The organism is Bradyrhizobium sp. Ai1a-2 (assembly GCF_000426245.1).
In the GTDB taxonomy this organism is placed as follows: Bacteria; Pseudomonadota; Alphaproteobacteria; order Rhizobiales; family Xanthobacteraceae; genus Bradyrhizobium.
This window is the reverse complement of sequence record NZ_AUEZ01000005.1, coordinates 1-26253: the sequence shown is the minus strand read 5'-3', so window position 1 is coordinate 26253 and position 26253 is coordinate 1. Positions and strand designations below refer to the sequence as shown.

Here is a 26253-nt window from a genome sequence, read left to right as displayed (position 1 = left end):
GCAAGCTCCGCTTCGTTGCGGTCGGCCTATTGCTGGTAGATTCGTTGCATGATCCGGGCGTGGTCCGCAAGCGATGCCTCGACATCGTGATGGACGAATTCGCCGCGGCGGATGATGTTGCGCCCGTTGATGAAGGAATAGTCCACCTTGAACGGGCCGCACATGATCATGGCCGCGAGCGGATCGCGCTGGGTGCCGGAGAGCCCGAGCTGGTTCAATCTGATCGCGATGAAGTCCGCGCTCATGCCGGGCGCGAGATAGCCGGTATCATCGCGCCCAAGCAGTCTGGCGCCGCCCCGCGTCGCCATGTCCAGCGCCTCGCGCGCCGACAGCGCCTTCGGGCTGCCTCCGAATCCGCCGCGGCCGCCGGGCGCCTCGGAGAGATAACGGTGCGGCGCGACCCGCTGCAGCATCTGCGCCAGCCGCGCTTCGAGGAACAGGTTCGAGGTGTCATTGGAGGCGGAGCCGTCGACGCCGAGCCCGCAGATGACGCCGGCGTCACGCATCTCGCGGATTTTCGCGATCCCCTGGCCGCACCGCATGTTGGCGGAGGGGCAATGCACCATGCCGGTCCCGGTTTCGGCAAACGTCTTGATCTCGCCGCCGTCGAGGAAGATGGCGTGGGCAAACCAGACATCGGGCCCGAGCCAGTCGACCGAGCCAGCGAATTCCACCGGCCGCATGCCGTAGATGTCGCGGCAATAGACCTCTTCGTCGAGGTCTTCCGCGAGATGCGCGTGCAGATGCACGGCCTTGTGGCTGCGCGCAAGCTGGGCGGCTTCCTTCATCAGGCCTGGTGTGACGGAGAAGGGCGAGCAGGGTGCGAGCACGATCCTGCTCATCGCGTGCCGGCTTGGGTCGTGAAAGGTGTGGATCAGCCGCTCAGCGTCCTTGAGGATGTCCGCTTCCTTGTCGACGCAATTGTCTGGCGGCAGCCCGCCCTGGCTTTTGCCGCGGGACATCGCGCCGCGCGCGGCGTGGAAGCGCAGGCCCAGCTCCTGTGCCGCCTGTATTGTAGAGTCGAGCCGAACATTGTTTGGCTGGATGTAGAGATGGTCGGAACTGGTGGTGCAGCCCGACGCGATCAATTCGGCCATCGCGACGCGGGCCGAGACATGGATCGCCTCGTCGTCGAGTTCGGCCCAGATCGGATAGAGCGTGGTCAGCCAGACGAACAATTCATCGTCCTGCACCATCACCCGCGTCAGGTTCTGGTACATGTGATGGTGGGTGTTGACCATGCCCGGCATCACCAGATGTCCGGAAAGGTCGAGCACCTCGTCGGCGGCGAGATGCGCAAGCTCGGCATTGCTGCCGACCGCCTCGATCACATTGTCGCGCACGAACAGCGCGCCGCCTTTGATCTCGCGATTGGCATCGTCGAAGGTCGCAAGGTGATCGATGTTCTTTACAAGCAGCGTGGACATAGGGTCACCGCAAGTCGCGATAGTAGGGAACGCCGAGTGCGGCAGGCGCGGCCATCACCTGGCGCATGCGGTGCCAGGCGACGACGGGAACGACGATGAAGGCGATGGTGCCGAGATAGGGCAGCATCGAGAGCACGGGGGCGGCGATCGGCCAGTTGCGCGCCTGCCCGACGAAGCCGAGCGAGGTGATGACGCCGAACAGCAGCGCCGCGAGCACCGCATTCAGCGGGCGGTAGCCGGCAAAGATCACCAGCGCTACCGCGATCCAGCCGCGGCCGGCGACGACGCCTTCCGACCATGACGGCACGAAAGCGAGCGTGAGATAGGCACCGGCGCCGGCTGCAAGTGCCGCCCCCGCGGTCACATACCAGAAGCGGATCCGTTGCACGGCGATCCCTGCGGCATCGGCCGCAGCCGGGTTCTCGCCAACGGCGCGCAAATTGAGCCCATGCCGGGTGCGGAACATCAGGACGTGCAGCATCACCGGCAGGATGATGTAGATCAGGTAGACCAGCACATTCTGCGTGAACAGCACCTGTCCGATCAGCGGGATCGAGCTGAGATAGGGAATCTCGACCCCGGTAAACGTCGCCGGCGCCGGAATTCCGGAATAGGTCTTGCCGACGGTTGCGGCAAAGCCGGTGCCCATCAAGGTCAATGCGAGGCCGCACAACACCTGGTTGGCGCGCAGATAGACCGTGATCGCGGCAAATACCATGCCGACCACAAACCCGACCGCGAGCGCCAGCGCGAAACCTGCGGTTGGACTCCTGGTCGTGACGACGGCGGCAATGCCGGTGATCGCGCCAAGCGCCATCAAGCCCTCGACGCCGAGATTGACCACGCCGACGCGCTCGGCCAGCACCTCGCCAAGCGCGGCCAGCGCCAGTACGCCGCCGGCGAGCAGTGAGGTGTGCAGGATGCCTGCGATCAGGTCCATCTTCAGGCCTCGGCCGGTTTGCTGCTGACGATGCGGAAATGCGCGAGCTCGTCGCCGACAGCGGTGAAGAACAGGATCAGCCCGGTGATGGCGAGCACGGTGGACGTATTGACGCCCTGGGTCTGCAGGATGATGCCGGAGTTGAGAATCACGGCCATCAGTGCCGCGCCGGCGATCACGCCGATGCAGGAGCCCCGCGCCAGCACCGCGACCATGATGCCGAGATAGCCGAAATTGTTGGAGATACCGCCCTGCAGCCGATGCACGGTGCCGGCGACCTCGAGCATGCCGGCGATCCCTGCGATCGCACCCGACAGCAGCATCACTACGATCAGGTGGCGGCGGAACGGCATGCCGGCATATTTCGCTGCCTGTGGGTTGGAGCCCGCGATCCGCACCTCATAGCCCCAGCGCGTGAAGCTGAAGGTGGCGGCCGTGATCACGGCCAGCAGGATCGCCATCGGAAAGCCCCAATGCACGATGCCGATGAATTCGGGCATGTCGTGCTTCAGCCGCGCGGTGGTCGCGAGCGCGTGCCCGCCGGGATCGAGCCAGGGGCCGGTCGCGACGTAATAGACCAGCAGCGTGGCGACGAAGTTGAGCAGCAGCGTCGTGATGAGCTCGCTGACATCGGCATAGGCGCGCGCAAGCGTCGGCACCAGGATCCAGATCAAGCCGCCGAGCGCGCCGGCGATGAACATCAGCGGCAGCATCACGATGCTGGGACCCGGAATGAACAGCGCCACGCCTGTGGCGGCAAAGGCGCCGGCATAGAATTGTCCCTCCGCGCCGATATTCCAGGCGCCGATACGGAGTGCGACGGCGACCGAAAGCCCGGTGAGGATCAGAGGCGTCACCAGCAGGCCGACATCCTCAAGGCCGAAGCCGGAGCCGAAGGTCGACTTCAACACCTGCTGCGCCAGCTTGAGCGGCTGCGCGCCGCTGGCCGCGAGCAGGAGGCCGGCGGTGACGAGCGCGAGCAGGATCGCAATCGCGCGCGCCGCAAGCGCGACGGCAGGCGAGGCCGATGGCAGGCGTTGCAGGCGGATCGCCATCGTCAATGCACCATCGCAGCCGCGCGCACTGGTGTGGCCGCGCGCTGGCCGCCCATCATCAGGCCGATCTGTTCGATATCGGCGCCCGCGCTATCGACAATGCCCATGATCTCGCCGTGGAACATCACCGCGATGCGGTCGGAGAGGTTGAGCAACTCCTCGAGCTCTTCGGAGATCACGACGATGCCGACGCCGGCATCGCGCAGCTCGACGAAATAGCGCATCATGGTGTTGATGGCGCCGACGTCGAGGCCACGGCTCGGATAGGCGGCGACCAGTAATTTGGTGGCGATCCGCATCTCGCGCCGCGCCACGAAGCGCTGCTGGTTGCCGCCGGAGAGGTTGCGGATCGGCATCGAATAGTTCGGCACCATCACGGCGGCGGCTTCCGCGATTCTGCGCGCCAGCGCCGCCGCCGCGCGCGGCCGGTACCACGGTCCGAGCGAGACCGGCGCGCGGTCATATTCGCGGATCACCGCGTTGTCGGTGACGCTGAGCGCGGGCGCAAGTCCGCTGCGCAGCCGGTCCTCCGGGATATGGCCGACGCCGAAATCCACGAAATCACCGGCGCTCGCGGCCGAGACATCGCGACCGCCGAGCATGATCTGTCCGGAGCTGGCCGCGCGCATGCCGGTCAGGAGTTCGCTCAACTCCTTCTGCCCATTGCCGGCCACCCCCGCGATGCCGAGAATTTCTCCGCCCGCGATTTCGAGCGAAACCTTGTTCAGGACTGTATGCCCTGTGCTGTCCCGTGCCGTCACCTCGCGCAAGCTGACGACCGGCTCGTTGGATTTGGCGATCGCGTTCGGTCCGCGTGCGCGGAGGTCGTCGAGCACGATCTCGTGCCCGACCATCAGTTTCGCCAGCATCTTTTCGTTGCAGGCGCTGGTCGGCTCGGTCGCCACCTTGCGGCCGCCGCGCAGCACGGTGATGCGGTCGGAAATCTCCAGCACCTCGTCCAGCTTGTGGCTGATGAAGATCACGGCGTTTCCGCGCGCGACGAATTCCTTCAGCGCCTTGAACAGTTCGCGCGCTTCCGAAGGCGTCAGCACAGCGGTCGGCTCGTCCAGGATCAAGACGCGCGCGTTGCGCGCCAGCACGCGCAAGATCTCGACGCGCTGCTGCTCGCCGGTCGAGAGTTCATCGACCCGTGCGTCCGGACGAACCGCGAGGTTGAGCGAGGCCGAAAGCTGCGCGGTGCGTGCTTCCAGTTCCTGCGCGCTGATCCTCCGCGGCGTTTCCGACCAGCCGAGATGGATGTTCTCGGCGACGGTGAAGGCGCGCACCAGCTTGAAATGCTGATGCACCATACCGATGCCGGCTGCGATGGCCTCCACCGGCGAGGCGAAGCTTTTCAGGTAACCGTCGATGATGATCTCCCCGGCATCGGGCTGGTAGATGCCGGTGAGGATGTTCATCAACGTGGATTTCCCGGCGCCATTCTCGCCCAGGAGTGCGTGGATCTCGCCGGGCCGTACTTCGAGGTCGACATCCTGGTTGGCAACGACGCCGGGAAAATATTTGGCGATGCCCCGGAGCTGCACGAGCGGCGGCGTGCCGGGGGCAGGCCGGGGTCGCTCGGTCACATCAGGCATCGCCATCACGACAGCGCTTCAGAGCCCCGAAATGCCGGCGATCGGCCAATCCCAGTTGTAGAGCTCGGCCTCGCTCATGCGCTTGCCACTGGCGAGCTTCACATTGCCCTTGGCGTCCTTGATCTCGCCGACAAAGGGCGACCAGCCACCGAGGATCTTTTCGCGCACGGCGTCCGCCTGCTTGCGCACGTCCTCAGGCACGCTCTCGCCCCAGGCGTCGCGGTCGACGCCGGCGCCCATCGGCAGGATGGTGCTGGAGGGCGTCCAGGTGCCTTCGAGCCGCTTCTTCACCTCACCGACATAGTATTGCTTGAAGTCGATGACGATCGAGCTGATGTAGGCCTTCGGCCCGTAGCGGCGGATGTCGGTGTTCCACATCACTGCCTTGGCGCCGCGCTTCTCGGCGACCTGCAGATATCCGGCCTCGTCCATGATGCCGAACAGGAGGTCGCAGCCATTGTCGAGCAGGGCGGTGCCGGCTTGGGTTGCGGCCTGCGGATCGAACCATGAATTGATCGTGATGACCTGCATGGTCGCGTTCGGATTGACCGATCGCGCGCCCATCAGGAACGCGTTGGTGCCGGAGAACACCGACGGCACCGGGAAGGATGCGACATAGCCGAGCTTGCCGCTCTTGCTCATCAGGCCGGCGGCGACACCCGTGACATAGGTCGGATACCAGTGCGCGACATAATAGGTGCTGAGATTGTCGAGCGGGTTGCGGCCGTCGCATTCGTAGAACGCGACCTTCGGCGAGCGTTTCGCCACGTCGTAGAGGAAGTCGCCATAGTTCGAGGTCGCGAACACCATGCAGGCATTCTCGGAGACGAACTGCCGGTAAGTGCGTGTCGCATCGGCGGAGTAGGGGATGCTCTCAACGAACACCGTTTTCACTTGCGGAAACGCCGCTTTCACCGCCTTCATGCCCTGGTCGTGACTCCAGGTCCAGCCTTCGTCGGTCACCGGGCCGGTATGGCCGAAGGCGATGAGGGCGTCCTTCTCGGCGACCGCCGGCAGCGGTGCCGCGGCGTGCGCGGAGCGGATCAAGCCCGGCGGCAGCAGGAGCGAGGAACCGGCGGCGGCGCCGAGGTTCAGGAGGCGCCGGCGGGACAGATGGCGGAGGTCTGACATGTTGAGCTAAGCCTCGTGTTGGAGCCCGTGTTCTTTTGCGGATGGTTGCCGTGGCCAAGACCAGCCGGAGCCTCCGGGCAAAGCCGACCGCCGACACAGCGTGTCGGCGCTCGGTTACCGAATGATTTCCGTAGCAAGGTCCATGCCGCAGCCCGCGCATCGGCGGCATCACCGGCCATCCCGCACGCTTGCGCACATTCAGCCTGTCTGTCGCTGCCTGTTTCGCATAGGCGCTTTTTTTCGATTGCGGTGATCGAGCCAGCGCAACATCGTTCGGCAGTGATGCCTTAAAAAACAAGCAGATCGCTGCTTCTCTGCTCAAACGATATGCATGGGCAATCTTTCCGCTTGCCCTGATCGCGGCGCGCTCGAATAAATCGAACCACAGGATGTAAGCGCATGCAGGGAGCAACCGTCATCGTGTTCAGCGGAAAGTTTCGCGTCGAGAGCTTCGTCGCGTTCGTCAACCACCGCGCGCAGCGGCTGCAGCTCGATGCAATGGTGGAGCTGGCGACGCCTGAGCGGATCGAGGTGGCGGTTTCAGGACAGCCGGCGCTGGTCGACGCGTTCGAGATGGCGTGCAGCCTTGGGCCGATCGACTGCCTGGTGCGGGATGTCGAGCGGAAAAATGCCTCGGTGTAAGTCTTGCACCGTGTTTGCGGCGTTCGTGACGGAGATGGGCTGATGGAGACAGGCTGGTATCCGGTCGCGCTGGCGGAGGGGCTGGAGCGCGGCACGTCCACCGGCACGCGGCTGTTCGGCCGCGAGCTCGTGGTCTGGCGCGACAGCGCTGATACCTCGCATGTCTGGGAAGACCGCTGCCCGCATCGCGGCATGCGCCTGAGTTTCGGCTTCGTGCGCGACAATCATATCGCCTGCCTCTATCACGGCTGGCAGTACGACACCTCGGCGCAATGCCGCTACATTCCGGCGCATCCCGATCTTGCCGTCCCTAACACGATCCGCGTCGCAACCTATCCTTCGATCGAGCGTCTCGGCATCGTCTGGGCCTACGACGACCTCGATAGCGATGCGCCGCAGGACATCGGGTTTGCCGAGCGCGCGCCGGTGACGCCCGTACGCAGCCTCTATATCGATGCTTCGGCAGCCAAGGTGTTCGACGCGCTCGTTCTCGCCGAATGCCCGTCGTTGAAGGATGCCGGCGGCGCGACGCAGCGGTCGCGAACCGATGCGCTGGCTTCGCTGAAGAGCGGCGGCGACGAAATTCTGGTCGCGGTGCAGCCGCTGTCCGATGTGGAATCCGCACTGCATATCGTCATCGCCGGATCACCCGACGTCCATTCCGGCGACAGCCAGAAACGTGTCTCCGCCTGGGGCGAAGCCTTGCGGCGTGAGATCGAAGGAGCGGCGGGGTACGCCGGCGAACTGCGTCACGGGGTGGCGCCGTGAGCGAGATCACCCTCTACGACTTCGAACTCGACGAAAATTGTTACAAGGTGCGGCTGCTCTTGTCGGTGCTCGGATTGTCCTACCGCAAGGTCGCGGTCAACATGGTGCCGGGCCGTGAACATCTCGCAGTTGCCCTGATGACGCTCAATCCGCGCGGCAGCCTGCCAATCCTCACGAATGGTGAATTCGTGCTGAGCGAAGCGGAAGCGATCATGACCTATCTCGCCCGTGCCTATGACGACGGTAACACATGGTTGCCCGCGGAGCCCAAAGGTCACGGCACGGTCGCAATGTGGCTGCAATTCGCGAGCCGCGATCTGCATGCCGCCTACCTTGCGCGGCGGCTGGCGATGTTCGATGAGCCAGGCGATGAGGTGGCCCTGGGCCTTGCCGCGCGGCGCGCCTTTCGCCTGATGGAGGATCACATGACGGCACGCGAATTTGATCGCGCCGCCTGGTTCGTTGGCGATAATCCGTCGCTCGCCGATCTCGCGTTGTTCCCGGCAATCGCGCTGAGCCGCGATTTCGGCATCGAACATGAGGCCTATCCGGCGCTGCGGCGCTGGATGCGCCTCCTGCGGGCGATACCGGGGTTCATGACCATGCCGGGGATTTCCGACTATTATTGACGCCGATCACGCAACGCCCCACAGGAGGCCGCCATGACCGGGCTCACCCGCTTCTCCGTCCAACCGCTCCACACCATGACACGCCGTCTCGCCGACGTCGCCTCGGGGCGGACAGCGCCCGATCTCGTCATCACGGGTGCGCGCGTGCTCTCGACCTATTCGGAGCGGATCATCGACAACAGGGAGATCTGGATCGCGGGCGGGCGGATCGCCGCGGTGAAGCCGGCCGGCGCGCACAAGGCTGCCGGCGGCGATGCCGCGATCCGGGACGTTGCCGGCGGCATCATCGCGCCGGGGCTGGTCGATCCGCACATCCATATCGAATCCTCGATGGTGACGGCCTGCGCCTATGCGGAAGCGGCCCTGCTCAACGGCACCACGACGATCTTCTGCGACAGCCACGCGATCGGCAATGTGATGGACGTCGCCGGCGTCGAGGCGATGCTGGAGGACGCGCGCGAGGCGCCGCTCTCGATCTTCCTGACCGTGCCGAGCACGGTGCCCGCCACCTCGCCGGAACTCGAGACGGCCGGCGGCGATCTCACGGCAGAGAAGATCGCGGGCCTGTTCGACCGCTGGCCGGAGGCGGTGGCGCTCGGCGAAAAAATGGATTTCGTCCCCGTGACGCTCGGCGACGAGCGCAGTCACGCGATCCTTGCCGCGGCGCTCAAACGCGGACGGCCGGTGTCAGGCCATGTCTATGGCCGCGAATTCGTCGCCGCCTATGCGGCGAGCGGTGTCACCGATACCCACGAGGCGATCGACCGCGATATCGCTGACGGTCTGCTTGAAGCCGGCGTCTGGATCTTCCTGCGTGGCGGTCCGCCGACCACGCCGTGGCACTCGCTGCCGCAGGCGATCCGCACGATCACCGAGCTCGGAGCGTCGCATAAGCGCGTCGCCGTCTGCACCGACGATCGCGATGCCGACGATCTCCTGCAATTCGGCCTCGACTGGGTGGTGCGCGAGGCGGTGAAGGCCGGCATGTCGCCGGAACAGGCGTGGTCGATGGGTTCGCTGCACGGCGCCACGCGCTTCGGTGCCGAGGGCGAGATCGGCGGCCTCGGCGGCGGCCGGCGCGCCGACCTGGTGCTGCTCGACGATTCGCTCAAGCCACGCGCCACCTGGTATGGCGGCGAATGCGTGGTCGAGAACCGCAAGATTACCCCATTGCTCGATGCCGCGCTGTCGAAGCGCTACCGCTATCCGCAAGCCGCCTATTCGACCGTGAAATTGCCTGACAAGGTGAAGCTGACGCCGGCGCTGCCGACCGAGGCCTGCACGGTCAACGCCATCAGGACCGCGCTGCCCGGCATCACCCTGATCCACGACCGCGTCGCGATCGAGCCGGCCAATGATTGGCAGCCGCTATTCGAGCGCCATGGCCTGTGCTTCGTCGCCGTGGTGGAGCGCCACGGCAAATCGGCCGGCAACGTCGCCCATGGTCTCCTCAAGGATTTCGGCCTCAAGCACGGCGCGGTGGCATCGAGCGTGGGGCATGACAGCCACAACATCGTCATTGCCGGCACCAATGAAGATGACATGCAGGTCGCGCTTGCCGCGATCAAGGACCATCAGGGCGGCGTTTGCGTCGTTGCCGATGGCAAGGTGAAGGCGATGGTGCCGCTGCCGATCGCAGGCCTGCTCTCCGACAAGCGCGTGACCGAGGTCGCCGAGGAGGTGCAGGAATTGAAGGTGGCATGGCAGGAAGCCGGCTGCACCATTCCCTACATGGGCTTCAACCTGATCCCGCTGTCGGTGATCCCCGAAATCCGCCTCACCGACAAGGGCTTGGTGCTGGTGCCGGAAATGCGGCTGGCGCCGCTGTTCGAATAGCAAGATGGATCCACACCGGCTCGGCCTGATCTCGACGCGCCTTTATTATTTCCAGCTCGTCGCCCAGCTCGGCTCGATCCGGCAGGCCGCGCGCGTGCTCAATGTGGCGCCGTCCTCGATCAGCCGGGTGATCGGCCAGCTCGAGGACGAACTGCAGACGCCATTGTTCGAGCGGATCCGCCAGCGGCTGAAGCTCACCAGCGCCGGCGAGATCCTGCTTTATCGCACGCGTGCCAGCCAGGGCGAGATGACGCGTGCCTACACCGAGATCAACGATCTCCAGGGCCTTCGTCGCGGCACCGTCACCGTGGCTGTCGTCGAGAGCATCGCGCGCGGGCTGTTGCTCGACGTGATGTCGACGTTCTGGGAGAGCTATCCGGCGATCACTGTCGACATCAAGGTGATGGGATCGGAGCATGCGTTCGATGCGGTGGCCGACGGCGCATGCGACATCGGCATCGCCTTCGATATCAAGACGCCGCGCAACGCGCAGCGGCTCGCCGGCACGGTGCTGAATCTGGGCGCGCTGATGCATCCCGGGCATCGGCTCGCCGGCCGCAGTGAACTGCGGCTGTTCGATCTCGCCGGCGAGCGCGTCGTGCTGTCGGATGCCAGCCTCTCGCTCGGCGCTTCGATCGAGGAGGCGCTGAACGGCTCATCGATCGATTTCGGCCGGCGGGCGCTGACCAACTCGATCACTGTCATGGCCGACCTTGCCATGCGCGGCAACAGCGTCGCGCTGCAGACGCGGATCGGCGTCCAGCGCGAGATCAGGAGCGGAGCCTTGGTGTTCGTGCCGTTGCGCGATCCAAAACTGCGGCCGCGCAAGCTGGTGCTGCTGTCGCGCGCCAAGTCCGGCATGTCGGAGGCGGCCTCGAGCCTCGCCACCATGCTGACGCGGGCAATCGAGGGCCTGTCCGGCGGCTGAGATGTTGCGCAGCGCGCATCAGGCTGGTGAGAAATCAGGGCCTATTCAGAACATCTCCCGCCTGAGAACTTGGTCGAAAAGGAGATCGCATGAAGCCATCTGCCGTCGACGCCGTGATCCGCGGCTTGAAGAAAGCAGGCGTCAGCATCGTCTGCTATCTGCCGGACTCTTTGTTCAAGGAGCTCTATCCGGCGCTCGATGCCGACCCTGACATTCGCACCATCCGCGTCACCAATGAAGGCGAGGGCGCGGCGATCTGCGGCGGCGTGTTCCTGTCCGGCAAGCGCGCGGCGCTGGTGATGGAGAATTCGGGCTTGCGCGCCTCGGTCGAACCACTGGCGCGGATGGGGCTCGGCGCCGGCATCCCCGTGGTGATGCTGATGAGCTATCGCGGCGAGCTCGGCGAGAACAATTGGTGGGCGATCCCGCACGGCATCACCATGGAGCCGGTGCTGAACGCGCTGCGCATTCCCTATCGCATCGTCACTGAAGAAGAGAAGATCGAGCGCGCCATCGCCGAAGCGTTCAGCTGGTCCTATTCGGCCTATTATCACTCGGCGGTCGCGCTGGGCGGGAGCGTGGTGCGATGAAGCGGTTCGACTGCATGAAGGCGCTGGCGTGCCGGCTCTCCGACGAACTCGTGATCCTGTCGCTCGGCGCCAGCGTCGACGAATGGTACAACGCCGCGCCGCACATGCGCGACGCCAGCCTGTTCCAGCAGCAGCTCGGCTGCGTCAGCGCGCAGGCCTTTGGGCTCGCCGCCGGCCTGCCGCACCGGCGCATCGTCTCGCTCGATACCGACGGCGGCATGATGTTCAACCTCGGCATTCTCGCCACCATCGGCAACGAGCAGCCGCACAATCTGTTCATCGTGGTCTGGGACAACGAGTGCTACCAGTCGATCGGCGGCCCGCCGACGCACACCGCAAGCGGCCGCGTCGATATCGCCGCGATCGCGCGCGGCGCGGGCGTCACGCGGGCCTACACCGCACGCACGGTCGAGGAGTTCGACGGCCATTGCGCGGAAGGATTGGCGGCGCAGGAGCCGCATCTGGTTGTGGCAAAAGTGTCCGGCACCGTGCAGCCCGACATCAAGCGCAAGCACAGCGATGGGCGCGAGGACAAATACATCTTCGTCCGCCACGTCGAGCGCACCGAGAACATCGTCATCATGGGCCCGAGCGAGCACAATTAGCGATGGTGAGGCGAGCGCCACGACGAAGCTGTGCTCCCTCTCCCGCTTGCGCGGGAGGGCTGGGGTGGGGGTCTCTCCACGATTCAGGCTCTCGCGAGCGGAGAGAGCTCCCACCCGCCGCGCTTCGCGCAGCGACCTCTCCCGCAAGCGGGAGAGGTGAAACCACGCGCATCGCTCCGACGCTATGATCGCGCTCCTCCACGCCTATGATTACATCGTGGTCGGCGGCGGATCCGGCGGCGCGGTGGTGGCGCGGCGGCTGGCCGAACGCAGCGACGCGAGCGTGCTGCTGCTCGAAGCTGGTCCGTCGGATATCGGCATTGCCGCGATCGAGGATGCCGCGAACTGGACCGCGCTGCTCGGTGGCCCCTACGATTGGGGCTATCGCTATGCACCGCAGCGCGAGCTGAACGGCCGCAGTATTGCGATTCCGCGCGGGCGCGTGCTCGGGGGATCGTCGAGCCTCAACGCGATGCTGTGGTACCGCGGCCATCCCTCCGACTACGACGCCTGGGAGGCAGCAGGCGCGACGGGATGGAATTTCGGTTCCGTGCTGCCGTATTTCAAGCGCTGCGAGGATTGGGAGGGCGGCGCTTCCGACCATCGCGGTGCCGGAGGTCCCTTGCGTATCGAGCGTCCGCGCGATCCGCATCCGGTTGCGCGCGCGATGCTCGCGGGCGCCGCCGAGCTCGGCATCCCCGTGATCGACGATCCGAACGGCGCGACCAATGAGGGCGCCGGCCTCGCCAATCTCAATGTCAGCGAAGGCAAACGCTGGAGCACGGCGCGCGGCTATCTGCGGCCGGTGATGGATCGGCCAAATCTCACCATCCGCACCGACGCGCTCGCGATCGGTCTCACCTTCGAGGGCCGCCGTGCCCGCGCGGTGCACGCGATCATCGACGGCGCCATCATCGAGACGCGCGCGAGCTCCGAGATCATCCTGGCGCTCGGCGCGATCGATACGCCGCGGCTGCTGCTGATGAGCGGCATCGGGCCCGCAGCGGAATTGGCACGGCTCGGCGTATCGGTCACGGCCGACCTCGAAGGCGTCGGCGAGAACCTTCAGGACCATCCGCTGCTGATGGGCATGAACTTCCGCGCCAGGGCGCCGCTCGGGCCGGTGTGCGACAATGGCGGCGGCAGCATGATGAACTGGAAGAGTGCTGCCACGCTCGCCGCGCCCGATCTCCACGCCTTCGTCGTGCAGGGTCGCCACGCCGGCGACGACGTTGCCTCACGCTATGATCTCTCCGGCGACATCTTCGCGATGTCGCCGGGATTGATGCGCTCGGCCAGCGTCGGGCGGATGCAGCTCGGGAGTGCCGAACCCGGTGCCGCCATCGATCTGCAGCCGAACTTCCTCGCCGAGCCCGCGGACCTCGAAGCGTTGATTGCCGGCATCGACACAATCATGGAACTGTCCGCCACGAAGGTCTTTGCCGACCTTATCGCGGCGCCGGCCGCACCCGACCGCCCGCTGTCGCGCAGCGAGAAGATCGAATTCATCCGCATGAGTTGCTCGACCTTCTTTCATGCCTGCGGCGCCTGCGCGATGGGCACAGGCGAACGCGCCGTGGTCGATCCGCAGTTGCGGGTGCGCGGCGTCGAGGGCCTGCGCATCGTGGATGCCTCGGTGATCCCGATCATCCCGTCCTGCAACACCCATGCGCCCGTGGTGATGATCGGCGAGCGCGCCGCGGATTTCATCACCGGCATGAAACCTGCAGAGCCGTCGCCATGAACGCAAAGGATCAGATCATCGCTGCCGATTTCGTCCTGACCATGGACGGAGCCAACCGCGTCATCGCCGACGGCGCGGTGCTGGTGCGCGACGGCCGCATTGCCGCGGTCGGCAAGAGCGCCGGGCTCTGCGCCGCCGAGCCCGCGGCCGAGGTTACCTATCTCCGGAATTGCCTGGTCATGCCGGGGCTGGTGAACTGCCACATGCATTCCGGCTTCCTGCGCGGCACCGCCGAGCACCTGCCGGTGTGGGACTGGCTGCGATTGCACATCAACCCGATGCATCGCGTGCTGCGGCCGCACGAGGCGGAAGCGGCATCCTATCTCTGTTATTCCGAGAGCGTGCTCTCCGGCACCACGACGACCGTCGACATGTGGCGCTTCATGGATGGCAGCGCGCGGGCGGCCAGCGCGATCGGCAATCGCCTCGTCGCGGTGCCCTATGTCGGCGAGCATCCCGATTACAATTATTTCGACACGCTCGATGATAACGAACGGATGATCGAGAGCTGGCACGGCAAGGCAGACGGCCGTATCTCCGTCTGGGTCGGGCTCGAGCATCTCTTCTATTCCGACGAGGCGGCGCAGCGCCGCGCGGTCGAAATGGCGAAGCGCCACCGCACCGGATTCCACACCCATTGCAGCGAGGCCTCGATCGAGGTCGCCGAGTTCGAGAAGCGCTACGGCAAGCGGCCGATGTTTGTGCTCGACGATCTCGGCTTGTTGGAGACGCCGCGGGCGATGATCGCGCATGCGGTCTGGCTCGACGATTCCGAGATCGCGCTGCTCGCCCGCCGCGGCGTCTCGGTGGCGCACAATCCGGTCAGCAACATGAAGCTCGCCAGCGGCATCGCGCCGGTCGAGGCGATGCTGCAGGCCGGCCTTGCCGTCGGCCTCGGCACCGACGGCGAGAAGGAGAACAACAATCTCGACATGTTCGAGGAGATGAAAGCGGCCTCGCTGCTCGGCAAGCTGAAATCGCTCAATGCCGCCGCGCTGGATTCCTGGACCGCGCTGAGGATGGGCACGATCATGGGCGCCCGCGCCATCGGTCTCGACCACGAGATCGGCTCGCTCGAGATCGGCAAGAAGGCCGACCTGATCGCGGTGCGGACCGACACGCCGCGGATGACGCCGCTGTTCGGCGACGGACCCTATTTCAACCTGCAGCACAATCTGGTGCATGCGGTGCGCGGCGGCGATGTCGCGCTGACCATGATAGGCGGCCGGATCGTCGTCGAGGACGGCGAGTTGAAGACGGCCGATCTGCGCGCGCTGATCGATCACGTTCACGAGGTGGCGCCGGGATTGTTCGCGCGCCGCGCCGCCTGGCTCGCCCAGCACGTTCATGGCTCGGTGCAGTGGACCGGCGCGGTTTGACGGGGCAGGTGATGGCCAAGACCAGTGATCCCGTCGCGCTGAACGAATGGTACGCGATCGAGACGCTGTCGGAGGTGACGGCAACGCCGCGCTCAACGCGCCTGCTCGGCCAGGATCTGGTCGTCGACCGCGACGCCGATGGCGCGCCGCGCGTGCGGGAGATCGTTGCGGGGACACTCGCCGCGGCGCTGCCGACCCGCGAGCGCTATGGCTGCCTCTGGACCACGCTTGGCCAGCCGCGGCGGGAGATCTTCGATATTGCTGAAGCCGCGGAAGAGGACCGCCGCTTTGTGATGTGCGGCTGGGTCAGGCTCCGCACCTCCGCGCCGCGGGTGATCGAGAACTTTCTCGACATGGCGCATTTTCCTTACGTCCATCACGACATCCTCGGTGCCGTGCCGCATACGGAAGTGCCGACCTATGAGAGCGAGATCCGCCGCGATGTCGACGAGGTCTGGGCGACCAATTGCCGCTTCTTCCAGCCGCGCATCGCGGTGACGGAATCCGCCGGCGATTTCGTGCAGCTCACCTATCGCGTGCCGTCGCCGTTCACGGTGATGCTCTACCGGGTGTGCCCGTCGGCTTCCTCGCGGCTCGATGCGATCGCGCTGTTCATCCAGCCGATCGAGGAGGAGCTGTGCCGCGCCCAGCCGGTGATGTTCCTGGTCGACGAGCAGTCGGCCTACAATGATATGCTGAAGTTCGAGCAGGTGATCTTTTCGCAGGACCGCATCATCGTCGAGAACCAGCGTCCCCTGCGGCTGCCGCTCGAACCGCGCGCCGAGATCCCGACCCGCGCCGACAGCTCCTCCGTCGCCTATCGCCGCTGGCTCAAGGAAAAGGGCCTGCGCTACGGCACCGTCGCCGGCTCGCGGTGACGATCTGCGTAGCCCGGGTGGAGCGAAGCGCAACCCGGGACAGTCGTATCGACGTTTACCAGCGGTCCCCGGGTTACGCTGGCGCTCCACCCGGGCTACAGCGCCATGCCGTTCGCGTCTGCACAGCGTGTGCTCACCGCTGCAATCTTTTTGCGCTTCGGGCCCCGTTGCGGCGACAGCCGATTTAATGTACTAATAGTACAGTTAATTGACGCCGAAGACCATGATCCTCGATGCTTGGAACGAGTGAGGCGAGGCACAATGAGCAGCACCGCGATCCCTGATACGACCGCACGGCCGAAACCGCCGACGCCTGCGATGCTCCGCGAACTATCCGCGCGCTCCGACTTGTTGGGTGCGGTGCGCGCCGCCACCCACTATGGTGCGATCGCGGTGGTCGGCGCGCTGATCTGGCTGGTTTATTCGCGCTACGGCCTGATCTGGGCGCTGCCGCTGATCGCGCTGCAGGGTTATTTCGTCGCCTTCCTGTTCATGATCGTGCATGAGACTGCCCACAAGACGGCCTTCAGGACCCGCGCGATCAACCTCGTGATGGGCCATCTGTCCGCCTTCGCAATCGTGCTGCCTTACGAATATTACTGCCTGTTTCACTGGGACCATCATCGTTACACGCAGGACCCCGAGCGGGATCCGGAGCTGATCGTCGGTCCCAAGCCCAAATCGGATACGCAGCTTGCGATCGCCTATTCCGGCCTGCTGCAGTTCGCTGTTCGCGTAAGGCTGATGCTCAAGCACGCGTTCACGGGCAAGGTCACGGCGCCTTGGGTGCCTGAGAACAAGCGGGCGATCGTGGTCCGCGAAGCGCGCCTCTATGTCGCTGCGTACGCGCTGCTGCTGATGCTCTCGATCGCGCTGTCGACGCCGATCCTGCTTTGGGTCTGGATCGTGCCGATGCTTGCCGGCCAACTCATCCTGCGTCCCTATCTCTACGCCGAGCATACCGGCTGCGAGCGGACGCGCAGCGCCTTCCATAACACTCGCACCACCTACACCGGCGCGATCATGAGGTGGTTCGCCTGGAACATGCCCTACCATGTCGAGCATCACGCCTATCCCTCCGTTCCCTTTCACGCGCTGCCCGAACTGAACCGGATCGTCGACGGCCAGATCGTGTTCCGGGGCAGGGGCTATCGCGCCGTGACGCGGGAGACATGGGCCTGGTTCCGGCGGCAGCGCCGTCAAGAGGCCTGAGGGTGGCTTGAGCGCGATCAACTCCGGCGCTTCGGAGCGCTCGAACGCTGGCTGCCGTCCGGCACATCTGGTTGCGGCGCCAGGATGGTGTCGACGAGGTTGCGGGCAAAGGCCGGCGACAGCGGCCTGATGCCGAAGACATAGCGGTAGAACAGGCTGCCGAAGATCGCATCGTAGAGATCCTCCGGCGCGCCGCTGGCGCGGCTGCTGCCGTCCTGCTGCGCGGCTGCGATCAGCGCGACCAGGGCATCCCTGCGGAAGTTGAGATAGCGCTCATAGAACAGCTCCGCCGAGCCGGTCTTCGAAATGCATTCCGAGATCACCGCGAGCTGGACCTTGCCGAACTCGCCGAGCAGCGCCTCGGTGTAAGCTGCGGCATGACGCCGGAGGCGGGCGGCGGGAGCCCCGGAGCCGGTCAGCGGCAGCAGCTGCGCGGCCTGGTTGAGGAAGGCGTCGATCAGCAGCGCCTCGCGCGACGGCCACCATTTGTAGATCGTCATCTTGGAGACGCTGGAACGGCGGGCGATTGCATCGATGCTGGTCGCGGCGAGCCCCGTCGTGGCCATCAGCGCATAGGCGCTCTCGAGGATGGCGCTGGTGGTCTTCTCCGATCGGGGCCGGCCCCGGCGGGTCACTGTTTCGCCGTCTGATTCGCCGTTGCCTGTCGTCATGGTGCTGCCTTCCGCTCCCCGTGCCGGGCCTTTTTTACCTTTTTCCAAGGAATAACAGGCTCGTTAACGGATGATTAACCATGGCTACCGATCATTAACCATTCGAAAAGGAGCTGAGTCGGCCGCGATGGACGCACCTGTGCAGTCAAACCGTCAACTGGTCCGCATGCGGGGCCGATCCTACGTTGCGTTCGTGTTTACCCCGGTGGTCCCGATCGTGGGCTGGCTCGGGGAAATCGACGCGACGCTTGCCCGTTCGCCCGGATTTTTCGTCGGCAAGCCGGTGGTGCTTGACCTCTCGGCGCTGGACCTCAGCCAGAGCGCGATCCAGCATCTCGTCGCGAACCTCGAGCAGCGCAATATCCGCGTGCTCGGCATCGAGGGCGTCAGCCCCGACCATCTCACCAAGAGCCTGCCGCCGCTGCTCACGGGCGGCCGGCCCTGCGGGCTCCCGCAATCTGAGCCGCAAAAGCCGCAGCCCAAGCCGGCGAAGCCGAAACAGACATCGCTGCTGCTCGACCAGCCGGTGCGTTCCGGCCAGTCGATCGTGTTCGCGGACGGCGACGTCACCGTGCTGGGCTCGGTCGGCTCGGGCGCCGAAATCGTCGCCGGCGGTTCCATCCACATCTATGGAACGCTGCGCGGCCGGGCGATGGCCGGCATCAACGGCAATTCATCGGCACGGATCTTCTGCCAGAGGATCGAAGCCGAACTACTGGCAATCGATGGCTACTACCAGACCGCAGAGGACATCGGCGAAAGCCTGCGCAGCCGGCCGGCCCAGGCGTGGCTCGAAGACGATGCCCTCAAAATCACAGCGCTGAATTGATCGACCAAAGGAGGAGAGAAAATGGCCAAGGTTTTGGTCGTGACGTCTGGGAAGGGAGGCGTCGGCAAGACGACGTCGACGGCTGCGCTCGGTGCGGCTCTTGCGCAAGCCGGACAAAGCGTTGTCGTGATCGACTTCGATGTCGGCTTGCGCAACCTTGACCTCGTGATGGGCGCGGAACGGCGAGTCGTGTTCGACCTCATCAACGTGGTGCAGGGCGTCGCCAAACTCTCACAGGCGCTCATCCGCGACAAGCGCCTGGAGAATCTGTGGCTGATTCCGGCATCGCAAACCCGCGACAAGGACGCGCTGACGGATGAAGGTGTGCGGCGGGTCATCAACGAACTCAGGAGCAAGTTCGACTGGATCCTGTGCGACAGCCCCGCCGGCATCGAACGCGGCGCGACGCTGGCGATGCGGTATGCGGACGAGGCGGTCATCGTCACCAATCCCGAAGTCTCCTCGGTGCGCGACTCCGATCGCATCATCGGCATGCTGGATTCGAAAACCGCCAAGGCGGAGCGGGGCGAGCGGGTCGAGAAGCACCTCCTGGTCACCCGATACGACGCCGCGCGCGCCTCGCGCGGCGAGATGCTCTCGATCGACGACATCCTGGAAATCCTTGCGACGCCCTTGCTCGGCATCATCCCCGAAAGCCAGGACGTGCTGCGCGCATCCAATGTCGGTTGCCCGGTCACGCTGAACAGTACGAACAGCGCGCCGTCCCGCGCCTATATGGATGCGGTGCGCCGCCTGATGGGCGAGACGGTGCCCATGACGGTGCCGGTTGAACGCAAGGGACTGATGAACAGGCTATTACGACGGAGGGCGGCATGATGAATCTCCTGCGGCTTATCGGCGGCCGCTCCGCATCCGCGCCGGTCGCGCGGGAACGGCTGCAGATCCTGCTTGCGCATGAGCGCGGAGTGGGCGGCAGCGCCGCGCCCGAACTGTTGGAACTGCTGCGCTCCGAAATCCTCGCAGTGGTCTCCAAGCATGTCGATCTCGATCCGGAGAAGGTCGTGGTCAAGATGGATCGCGGCAAGTTTGTCTCGATGCTCGAGGTCGATATCGAAGTGCCCAACGGAATGGAACGATCCAAGATGGTGGCTGCACGATGACGGCGGACAGCGATAGCCATATCGCCTGGCAACGGGCGCAGGTCAGGAAGAACCGCGCCGCGCTCAAGGAATTGGAGATCGTCCGGTTCGGCGGCGCCCCTATCCCGACCTTCAACCGCAAAACCGAGCAGGCGATCGGCGAATTGAAGCGCAAGATCACCGAAGCGGAGCGATGCATCGCCGATTACGAACGGCGAACCAAGCGGCCGCTGGCCACCGACGGGCGAAGCCTCGCCAGCGTCAGTTGGAGCAACTGGGACGCCAACGGCACCCCGCCGCAACGCCGCCGCGCCTGATATTTTTCGTAGCCCGGGTGGAGCGGAACGCGCAACCCGGGATATCTGCATCCGCACTTGCGAGCGTTCCCGGGTTACGCATTCGCTCCACCCGGGCTACTCCATTCCGCTTCCGCGAGCGGGATTGGAATCGTCGACCCCCGGCGCGCATGCGGCGTGATGCCGCGAAGCGCACACGCATGTGTGAACTGCCTCCCGAACCGCTATGATAGAGCCACGGCTTTGGCATAGGCTGCCGCCACTCTGACGTGAATGGCAGAGAAGAGGTGCATGTGCGATGAAGGATCGTCATCGCATAAGGTTCCGGAGGTCGCATGCGGCTCATCGTCAACGGCAAGACGCATGAGGTTGACGTCGAAGACGAGATGCCCCTGCTGTGGGTCTTGCGCGACATGCTGGGCGTCACGGGTCCCAAATATGGCTGCGGCATCGCGTCGTGCGGCGCCTGCACGGTGCATGTCGGCGGGGAGCCGGTGCGTTCGTGCTCGCTGCCGGTCGGCGATGTCAAAGCCGATGTCACCACGATCGAAGGATTGGGCACGCCGACCGCGCTCCACGTGGTGCAGCGGGCCTGGGTCGAGCACCAGGTCGCGCAATGCGGCTATTGCCAGTCCGGCCAGATCATGTCGGCTGCCGCGCTGCTCAGCGCTAACGGCAATCCGAGCGACGACGATATCGATGAGGCGATGTCCGGCAATCTTTGCCGCTGCGGCACCTATCCGCGCATCCGCGCCGCGATCAAGACTGCGGCGCGCGAGCTCAAGGGGCGCCCGACATGAGCCGGCTCGGCACCATTGCACGGCGCACTTTCCTGATCGGCGCTGCGGCGATCGCAGGGGGCGTCGCGTTCGGCGTCTATGCCTACAAGCGCGAGCCGATCAATCCGCTCCTGAAGGACCTTGGCGATGGGCAGGCGGCGCTGACGCCTTACGTGCGCATCGACCAGAGCGGCGTCACCATCATCACGCCACGCGCCGATCTCGGGCAGGGCGTCGCGTCGGTGCTTGCCGCGCTCGTCGCGGAAGAGCTCGATATCGCCTGGAACGACATCAGGATCGATTTCGGGCCGCCGAGCGGCGCTTACTATAACGGCATCGCCGCCGCCGAGGGCCTTCCCGTTCCGGCGACCGACACTAGTTTCAAGGCGCGCTCCACGCGCGTCGTGGGCGATGCCGTGAGCAAGTTCCTGGGGTTGCAGATCACCGGTGGATCGTCGTCCGTTGCCGATGCCTATGAGAAGATGCGCATTGCCGGAGCGGCCGCGCGCGAAGTCCTGTTGCAGGCGGCAGCGATTCGGACTGGAATTCCAAAGCACCAGTTGAAGACCAGGGATGGCAATGTGATCACGTCGCGTGGCGAGATGCTGAGCTACGCATCGCTGGCAGCGGAGGCCGCCAAGATCGAGCCGCCGCAAAAGGTCCGGCTCAAGCCGGAGTCGGAGTGGCGTTATCTCGGCAAGCCGATGCAGCGCATCGACATCGTCGCTAAGTCCACGGGCACGGCGACCTTCGGCATCGATATCAGGATGCCTGGCATGGTCTATGCGACGGTCCGCGCCAATCCCGGCATCGGCGGCGGCATCAAGGGATATGACGCGAGCGCCGCGGAGAAGGCGAGGGGTGTCATTGCGGTCGTGCCGATCACCGGCGGCGTTGGCGTGATCGCCGACAACACCTGGCGCGCCTTCAAGGCGGCGGAGCTGATCAAATGCGATTGGGGACCGGCGCCCTATCCTCCCTCCAGCGCGGCGATGTTCGAGACGGTCGCGGCCTCCTTCACCGGCGAGCGCCAGGATAGCCGGTTCAAGGATGAGGGCGATATCGAGACCGCGCTGCAGGGCGGAGGCGTGATCGAGGCCGAATACAAGGTGCCATATCTCGCGCATGCGCCGCTCGAGCCGATGAACGCCGTGGTCCAGCTCAAGGACGGACGGCTCGATATCTGGACGGCCACGCAGATGCCGCTGTTCCTGGTGGCGGCGGCGGCCGAAGTCAGCGGACTTGCGACTGAGAAGGTTCACCTGCATTCATTGATGTCGGGCGGTAGCTTTGGCCGACGCCTCGAGGACGACTATGTTCGCCAGGCGGTCGAGCTCGCAAAGGCGCATCCCGGGTCTCCGATCAAGATGACCTGGAGTCGCGAAGAGGACATGACCCACGACTTCCCGCGTCCGCTCGGCATGGCGCGTATGCGCGGCGCGGTCAGGGATGGCAAGGTCGAAGCCTATGACCTCAAGGTTGCCTGTCCGTCGGTGACAGCTTCTCAGATCGGCCGGCTGCACATGCCGACCTTCGGGCCTGATATCGCCATCGTGGCGGGCGCCTGGGACCAGCCATTCCGGATTCCGCATTATCGCGTCACCGGATATCGCGTGCCGGAGCTGGTGCCGGTGAGTTCGTGGCGCTCGGTCGGAGCGTCGGCAAACGGTTTCCTGCACAACGGCTTCCTCGATGAGTTGGTGCATGCAGCAGGCGCCGATCCGCTGCAGGAGCTGATCCGGCTGTGCTGGCACGAGCCGTCGCGCAGGGTGCTTGCGACCGTGGGCGAGATGTCGAAATGGGGCAGCGCTACAGGCAAGGACCGTGGCCGCGGCATCGCGTTCACGCTGTCATTCGGCGTGCCGGTGGCCGAGGTCGTGGAGGTCTCGAACACGCCGCGCGGCATCCGGATCGACAAGGTGTTCGTCGCCGCCGATGTCGGCAAGGTGCTCGACCCCGTGAATTTCGAGAACCAGGTTCAGGGCGCCGTGATCTGGGGATTGGGCCACGCCGTCAATTGCGAACTGACGTTCAAGGACGGCGCCGCCGAGCAGACGAACTTCGACGTCTACCAGGGCTTGCGCCTCAATCAGGCGCCGGCGATCGAAGTGCGCGCGGTCGACAATGGCAGCGCGATCCGCGGCATCGGCGAGCCCCCGGTTCCTCCGGCCGCTCCAGCGCTCGCCAACGCCATCTTTGCTGCCACCGGCAAGCGCATCCGCGAGTTGCCGCTGAACAAGCACATCGACTTCGTTTGAGCCTCTGCATTCGCTGATGCGTTCTCGCATTAATCAGCCTTGGCCTTCTCTCGCATCGCCGCCTGCAGGGTCTTGATGTCCGCGGGCGAGAGTTGCGGGCGGTCAACCTTGATCGTCAGCTTGTTGAGCTTGGCGGTCAGCGGGAACGGCGGCTTGTAGTCGGCGTCGTTCACGCCGGTGAGCGTGTCGGAGCCGATGTCGAAGCTCTCGTCCCACTGCAGGATCATCGGCAGCGTCTTCGCCATCCGCTTCGTGGCGACCTCCTTGCCGTCGACCTTCAGCGTGCCGGTGCCGGGCTGTGCGAGACCGCTGAAATTGTTGTACTCGAGCGTACCGACGCCAATGCCGTCGTACTTGAAATCGAATTCGACCATATGCCGGCCCGGCGATAGTGCATCGGGGCCTTCCCACTTGATGCGCTCGAGGTCGACCATGTTCCAGAGGAACACCGGCTTGCCCTGCAGCAGGTAGAAGCCGTAGCCGGCGAAGCGCCCTCCAGAGGTCAGGATCATGCCCTCCGCGCCGCCCTGCGGCACGTCGACGTCGGCGGCGATGGTGTAGGACGCATTGAGCAGCTGCGGCGAGTCTCCCTGCGGCAATCCCGTCATCGGGCGCGTATACACGAACTCCGTGCGGCCGGCCGTGATGTTCGGGCGCGGCGCGATAATGCGCGCAGCGACCGATGCGTCGAGCGGGAAGACCTGGTACTTCCTGGCCTCGGCGATGAACATCTCCTTCATCTCCTCGACCTTCTGCGGGTTCGTGGCCGCGACATCGTCGGACTGGCTGAAGTCCTTGCTCAGGTCATAGAGCTGCAGCACCTGGTTGTTCAGCGGATCGGGGTTGGCCGGGCCGAACGCCTGCCAGGGCGCGCGATTGACCTTGGTGCTCAGCATCCAGCCGTCGTGGTAGAGCGCCCACTGGCCCATCATCTCGAAGTACTGCGTCTGGTGGCGCGACGGCACCTTGGCGTTCGGTCCGTCGAACGTGTAGGCAAAGCTCGTGCCCTCGATCGGCGCCTGCTTGATGCCGTCAACATAATCCGGGGCCTGAATGCCGGCGGCCTCGAGGATCGTCGGCACGACGTCGATCACGTGGATGAACTGCTCGCGCAAGGAACCCTTGTCCTTGATGCCCGCCGGCCACGACACGACCATGTTCTGGTTGATGCCGCCGAGCCTGGATGCGTTCTGCTTGAACCAGTCGAAAGGCGTGTCGAACGCCCACGACCAGCCGGCCGACATATGGTTGTACGTCTGTTCGGTGCCCCAGACATCGTAGAACTTCATCTGCACATAGACAGGCAGCTCATTCAGGCCATTGAAGAACGCGACCTCGTTGGGCGTGCCGAGCGGCCCGCCCTCCGCGCTGGTGCCGTTGTCGCCATTGATGTAGATGACGAGCGTATTGTCGAGCCTTCCGAGGTCCTGGAAGTGCTGGATGACGCGGCCGATCTCGTGATCGTTGTATGCCGCATACGCGGCGAAGATCTCGACCTGCCTGATGAACAGCTTCTTCTCCTCCGCGCTGAGCTGGTCCCATGGCTTCAGGATATTGCCGGGCCACGGCGCGAGCTTGGTGTCGTTCGGGATCACGCCGAGCCGCTTCTGGTTCTCGAAGATGCGCTCGCGCAGTTTCTCGTAGCCATCGTCGAACAGGTGCATCGCACTGATCTTGTCCACCCATTCCTTGGTCGGGTGGTGCGGCGCATGCGTGGCGCCCGGCGCATATTTGATGAAGAGCGGCTTGGACGGATCGGTCTGGTGCATGCGCGTCATCCAGTCGATGGCGTCGTCGGCCATCGCGGTGACGAGATTCCAGGTGCCCGGCGGCTTGCCCGCGAACGGGTAGATCTGCGTCGTATTGCGGAAGAGATTTGGCTGCCACTGGTTCGCATCGCCGCCGACGAAGCCGTAGAAGTACTCGAAGCCCATGCCGGTTGGCCATTGATTGAACGGGCCGACCTGGCTCGCGGCGAACGCAGGCGTATTGTGATCCTTGCCGAACCACGAAGTGGCGTAGCCGTTGTCGAGCAGGATCCGGCCGATCGTCGCCTTGTCCTTGTTGATGATGCTGTTATAGCCCGGAAAGCCGGTCGACTGCTCGGAGATGACGCCGAAGCCGGCAGAATGGTGATTGCGCCCGGTGATCAGCGCCGCGCGGGTCGGCGAACACAGCGCGGTGGAGAAGATACGGTTGTAGCGCAGGCCCTCATTGGCGATGCGGTCCATCGTCGGTGTCGGGATGACACCGCCAAAGGTGCCCGGAACGCCAAAGCCGGCGTCATCAGTGATGATCAGCAGCACGTTCGGCGCGCCCTGCGGCGGGACGATGCGCGGCGCCCACCAGGGCCTCGATTGCAGCGCGTCGTTCTTGATCACACCGCCAAACGTCGGATCGGGCGGCGGAAGTTGCTTGCCGTCGATCGTGGTCGTGGCGCTGGGCGAGCCCGCAGCACCAGTCGCCTGCTGTGCCATCGAGGGCACGATCGTGAGCAGGGTCAACATAACAGTGCAGGACAACAGTGCGGACGTTTTCATGACCGATCCTCCCTAGAGCGTTTTCGAGCGAAGTGGATACCGGTTCGCGTGAAGAAAACGCGTCAAAACAAGAAGCTAGAGCTTCGGTTCTGATTCAATCAGAACCGAAGATGCTCTAGGTGGTGTGGACACTTATCTCAGCCATAAGACGATGGCTGCGAGGGTGACAACAGCGTGGTAATTTCGGGCGGTCTTTTCGAAGCGGGTTGCGACGCGACGGAACTGCTTGAGTTTTGAGAAGCAGCATTCCACGAGATGACGCTGGGCATAGAGATGCTTGTCGAGCGGATATTTGAGCGCACGTGACGGGTTGTTGGGGATGACGGCCAGCGCTCCCTTGGCGGCGATGGCTTGGCGCAAGTGATCGGCGTCATAGGCCGTATCGGCCATGATGACCTCGGCAGGCAGTCCCTCGATCAGG

Annotated in this window: 25 protein-coding genes; 17 read left to right on the top strand and 8 right to left on the bottom strand. The window is 64.9% G+C overall.

Translation table 11 applies throughout. The features are described from left to right. Nucleotides 1-26 precede the first annotated feature (26 nt). The 5 genes from K288_RS0105515 to K288_RS0105495 are packed head-to-tail and all read right to left on the bottom strand — an operon-like array spanning nucleotide 27 to nucleotide 6148. Nucleotides 27-1427 carry an 8-oxoguanine deaminase gene (locus K288_RS0105515; protein WP_027578629.1) on the bottom strand — a complete coding sequence of 467 codons (1401 nt, stop codon included), beginning with the start codon at nucleotides 1425-1427 and terminating at the stop codon, nucleotides 27-29. 4 nt (nucleotides 1428-1431) lie between these two features. Continuing rightward, nucleotides 1432-2367, bottom strand: a complete 936-nt coding sequence (locus K288_RS0105510; RefSeq protein ID WP_027578628.1) for an ABC transporter permease — start codon at nucleotides 2365-2367, stop codon at nucleotides 1432-1434. A 2-nt stretch (nucleotides 2368-2369) separates the two neighbouring features. Beyond that, the gene (locus K288_RS0105505) at nucleotides 2370-3422 is read right to left on the bottom strand and encodes an ABC transporter permease (protein WP_027578627.1); all 1053 of its coding nucleotides are present in this window, start codon (nucleotides 3420-3422) and stop codon (nucleotides 2370-2372) included. 2 nt (nucleotides 3423-3424) lie between these two features. Further along, the gene (locus K288_RS0105500; protein ID WP_244443061.1) at nucleotides 3425-5008 is read right to left on the bottom strand and encodes an ABC transporter ATP-binding protein; all 1584 of its coding nucleotides are present in this window, start codon (nucleotides 5006-5008) and stop codon (nucleotides 3425-3427) included. A gap of 27 nt (nucleotides 5009-5035) precedes the next feature. Further along, nucleotides 5036-6148 (bottom strand): BMP family ABC transporter substrate-binding protein, encoded by a 1113-nt coding sequence (locus tag K288_RS0105495; protein WP_027578625.1) that lies wholly within the window; start codon nucleotides 6146-6148, stop codon nucleotides 5036-5038. 399 nt (nucleotides 6149-6547) lie between these two features. Between K288_RS0105495 and K288_RS0105490 the strand changes: the two genes are divergently transcribed. From K288_RS0105490 to K288_RS0105440, 11 genes are all read left to right on the top strand, one after another. Then, nucleotides 6548-6790, top strand: a complete 243-nt coding sequence (locus tag K288_RS0105490; RefSeq protein WP_027578624.1) for a hypothetical protein — start codon at nucleotides 6548-6550, stop codon at nucleotides 6788-6790. A gap of 42 nt (nucleotides 6791-6832) precedes the next feature. Then, nucleotides 6833-7558: a Rieske 2Fe-2S domain-containing protein gene (locus K288_RS44750; RefSeq protein ID WP_051334371.1), complete on the top strand. Its 726-nt coding sequence runs from the start codon at nucleotides 6833-6835 to the stop codon at nucleotides 7556-7558. Continuing rightward, complete coding sequence (locus K288_RS0105480; protein WP_027578623.1) at nucleotides 7555-8187, top strand: glutathione S-transferase family protein; 633 nt, start codon at nucleotides 7555-7557, stop codon at nucleotides 8185-8187. The genes K288_RS44750 and K288_RS0105480 overlap by 4 nt, the downstream gene beginning before the upstream one ends. 33 nt (nucleotides 8188-8220) lie before the next feature. Continuing rightward, nucleotides 8221-10023 (top strand): adenine deaminase C-terminal domain-containing protein, encoded by a 1803-nt coding sequence (locus K288_RS0105475; RefSeq protein WP_027578622.1) that lies wholly within the window; start codon nucleotides 8221-8223, stop codon nucleotides 10021-10023. A gap of 4 nt (nucleotides 10024-10027) precedes the next feature. Next, on the top strand, nucleotides 10028-10951 hold the full coding sequence (locus K288_RS0105470; protein WP_027578621.1) for a LysR family transcriptional regulator: 924 nt from the start codon (nucleotides 10028-10030) through the stop codon (nucleotides 10949-10951). A gap of 89 nt (nucleotides 10952-11040) precedes the next feature. Further along, nucleotides 11041-11541: a thiamine pyrophosphate-binding protein gene (locus K288_RS0105465; protein ID WP_027578620.1), complete on the top strand. Its 501-nt coding sequence runs from the start codon at nucleotides 11041-11043 to the stop codon at nucleotides 11539-11541. After that, nucleotides 11538-12146: a thiamine pyrophosphate-dependent enzyme gene (locus K288_RS0105460; protein ID WP_027578619.1), complete on the top strand. Its 609-nt coding sequence runs from the start codon at nucleotides 11538-11540 to the stop codon at nucleotides 12144-12146. The genes K288_RS0105465 and K288_RS0105460 overlap by 4 nt, the downstream gene beginning before the upstream one ends. 184 nt (nucleotides 12147-12330) lie before the next feature. Next, nucleotides 12331-13890 carry a GMC family oxidoreductase N-terminal domain-containing protein gene (locus K288_RS0105455; RefSeq protein WP_027578618.1) on the top strand — a complete coding sequence of 520 codons (1560 nt, stop codon included), beginning with the start codon at nucleotides 12331-12333 and terminating at the stop codon, nucleotides 13888-13890. Continuing rightward, the gene (locus K288_RS0105450; protein ID WP_027578617.1) at nucleotides 13887-15269 is read left to right on the top strand and encodes an amidohydrolase; all 1383 of its coding nucleotides are present in this window, start codon (nucleotides 13887-13889) and stop codon (nucleotides 15267-15269) included. The genes K288_RS0105455 and K288_RS0105450 overlap by 4 nt, the downstream gene beginning before the upstream one ends. 11 nt (nucleotides 15270-15280) lie before the next feature. Continuing rightward, on the top strand, nucleotides 15281-16147 hold the full coding sequence (locus K288_RS0105445) for an aromatic ring-hydroxylating dioxygenase subunit alpha (protein ID WP_027578616.1): 867 nt from the start codon (nucleotides 15281-15283) through the stop codon (nucleotides 16145-16147). Between the two features lie 261 nt (nucleotides 16148-16408). Continuing rightward, nucleotides 16409-17359, top strand: a complete 951-nt coding sequence (locus K288_RS0105440; protein ID WP_027578615.1) for a fatty acid desaturase — start codon at nucleotides 16409-16411, stop codon at nucleotides 17357-17359. Nucleotides 17360-17376: 17 nt separating this feature from the next. Here K288_RS0105440 and K288_RS44745 read toward each other — a convergent pair whose 3' ends face one another. After that, nucleotides 17377-18030, bottom strand: coding sequence for a TetR/AcrR family transcriptional regulator (locus K288_RS44745; RefSeq protein WP_051334370.1), 654 nt, complete (start codon nucleotides 18028-18030; stop codon nucleotides 17377-17379). Nucleotides 18031-18157: 127 nt separating this feature from the next. On the opposite strand from K288_RS44745, the gene minC reads away from it, so the two are divergent. The 6 genes from minC (at nucleotide 18158) to K288_RS0105405 (ending at nucleotide 23292) form a co-directional block, all read left to right on the top strand. After that, nucleotides 18158-18859, top strand: coding sequence for a septum site-determining protein MinC (minC, locus tag K288_RS0105430; RefSeq protein WP_027578614.1), 702 nt, complete (start codon nucleotides 18158-18160; stop codon nucleotides 18857-18859). A 21-nt stretch (nucleotides 18860-18880) separates the two neighbouring features. Next, a complete protein-coding gene (minD, locus tag K288_RS0105425) occupies nucleotides 18881-19696 on the top strand; it encodes a septum site-determining protein MinD (protein WP_027578613.1) in 816 nt (271 codons plus the stop codon). Beyond that, nucleotides 19696-19980, top strand: a complete 285-nt coding sequence (gene minE / locus K288_RS0105420) for a cell division topological specificity factor MinE (RefSeq protein WP_027578612.1) — start codon at nucleotides 19696-19698, stop codon at nucleotides 19978-19980. The genes minD and minE overlap by 1 nt, the downstream gene beginning before the upstream one ends. Continuing rightward, nucleotides 19977-20276, top strand: a complete 300-nt coding sequence (locus tag K288_RS0105415) for a hypothetical protein (RefSeq protein ID WP_027578611.1) — start codon at nucleotides 19977-19979, stop codon at nucleotides 20274-20276. The genes minE and K288_RS0105415 overlap by 4 nt, the downstream gene beginning before the upstream one ends. Before the next feature lie 314 nt (nucleotides 20277-20590). Then, entirely contained in the window at nucleotides 20591-21055 is a 465-nt protein-coding gene (locus K288_RS0105410; protein ID WP_027578610.1) for a (2Fe-2S)-binding protein, read from the top strand. Continuing rightward, nucleotides 21052-23292, top strand: coding sequence for a molybdopterin cofactor-binding domain-containing protein (locus K288_RS0105405; RefSeq protein WP_027578609.1), 2241 nt, complete (start codon nucleotides 21052-21054; stop codon nucleotides 23290-23292). The genes K288_RS0105410 and K288_RS0105405 overlap by 4 nt, the downstream gene beginning before the upstream one ends. Before the next feature lie 29 nt (nucleotides 23293-23321). Here the strand turns inward: K288_RS0105405 and K288_RS0105400 are convergent, their stop codons facing one another. Then, complete coding sequence (locus K288_RS0105400) at nucleotides 23322-25832, bottom strand: arylsulfatase (protein ID WP_027578608.1); 2511 nt, start codon at nucleotides 25830-25832, stop codon at nucleotides 23322-23324. A gap of 132 nt (nucleotides 25833-25964) precedes the next feature. Further along, on the bottom strand, nucleotides 25965-26253 hold a 289-nt coding region (locus tag K288_RS0105395), incomplete at its 5' end, for an IS5/IS1182 family transposase (RefSeq protein ID WP_027578607.1).